Raw genomic sequence first — 1626 nt, forward strand, 5'->3', positions numbered from 1 at the left:
AAAAAGAAGTGTTATTAAAATCTATACAGTATATAGAAAAAATGCTTCTAAATTTACCCTATTCTCCTAATTCTTTACTGTATATCCAAGAAGGTGATTCAAGACAATTACCATTTTCAAAAAATGAATTTGATCTAATAATAACTTCGCCTCCTTATATAAATGTATTTAATTATCATCATAATTATCGAAAAGCTATTGAAGCATTAGATAAGTTACCTTTAATTATTGCAAAAAGTGAAATTGGAGCAAATAGAAAATATAGAGCAAACCGCTTCAAAATAGTTGCACAATATTGTATAGACATGGCGTTAAGTCTTAATGAAATGAATAGAGTTACTCGAGATAATGGAGATATTGTGCTTATTGTTGGTAACCTATCTACTGTAAAAGGCCAAGTTTTTTATAATGGAGAAATTATTTATTTAATTTCCAAGTTATTAGGTTCATTTAGTTTCCAAAAGAAGCTCGAGAGAAACTTTATCAATCGTTATGGACATATAATTAAAGAAGAAATTATCTTTTTAAAAAATAGTCACTCTTTAAATTATAGTTTTGATGAAATTGTAAGTTTAGGAAGGGATGTTGCTAACTTTGTATTAAATAATGCTTTAATAAATGTTTCTGATCAACATCCCACTTATGTTGAAATCAAAGAGGCGATAGAATCTATTTATGAAATTATGCCAGGTGCATTCATTAAGGAGAATCAACAGTAGAGAGATGCTCACCAATATATGCAACTAGAATTTTTCTCTTTCCATCTTCCTCAATACCTTTGATATAACATCTTTTAAAGTCAGGTAAGTTAAAATGAAATGAGTACGGTTCAGTAGATCTAACTCCATTATGATCAATAAATAATCTTTGAGAACCAAATTTTGAAAGAGTTACATCTGACTCAGGCTTAATCGTAGTTAATCCTAAATCTTTTAAATGAGAAATACGGAGATTACCAAAATGCCAAAATTTTTCGCAATAAAGTTGCATTATTTCAAAGTTTCTAACTAATGCATTGATTAAAGATGTATTTTCACCATAACTTCTTATTGAAGTGATAACATCCTTGGAAAATAATAAATTATTATATGAAGATAAATTAGCTAATAAACTATCAAGATTATTCTCATCTTCATTTTGCAGATATTCATATATCCAACAATCTTCATCAATCTTTTCAAGTTTTCCAATATTTTTAATATTAACATCAGAAATATTTATTTCTGATGTGTTCTCATCAAGACTTTGCTGTTTACACTGTATTAAAAAATTTTCCCATTTTTCATGTGTAAAAAAAGATTTTAAAATACAATCCTTAAACTTATAAACAATTTTAAACTCTGAAACTATTTCACTTTCATAACTTACATCATATTCAATATTATCTTCAATTTGATCAATATAAGGAACATTAAATATTTTATCTCTTAAATATGCAATATATTCAGAATTACTGGGAGTTTCAAAAAGCTGAAGAAAATCAATAAAATTCCTGCCATTTTCTAAGCTAATAGAACTAATATTACTATGAAATAAAACATCAAAATCCACATCTGATTTTAATTGCTTTTTAATTTTAAATAAATTATCTATTGAATTAATGACAGGCTCAACATTATTAAGATT

Annotated in this window: 2 protein-coding genes; one reads left to right on the forward strand and one right to left on the reverse strand. The window is 26.1% G+C overall.

Going from position 1 to position 1626, the window contains the following annotated elements; all coding sequences use genetic code 11:
• Nucleotides 1–719: hypothetical protein (locus tag VXQ92_RS17065; protein ID WP_416682619.1), on the forward strand; the 719-nt coding region annotated here is incomplete at its 5' end.
• Here VXQ92_RS17065 and VXQ92_RS17070 read toward each other — a convergent pair.
• The coding region (locus VXQ92_RS17070) for a hypothetical protein (protein WP_416682620.1) at nucleotides 700–1626 on the reverse strand (927 nt) is incomplete at its 5' end. The two genes, VXQ92_RS17065 and VXQ92_RS17070, sit on opposite strands and share 20 nt — an antisense overlap.

Source organism: Acinetobacter sp. 228 (genome assembly GCF_048147885.1).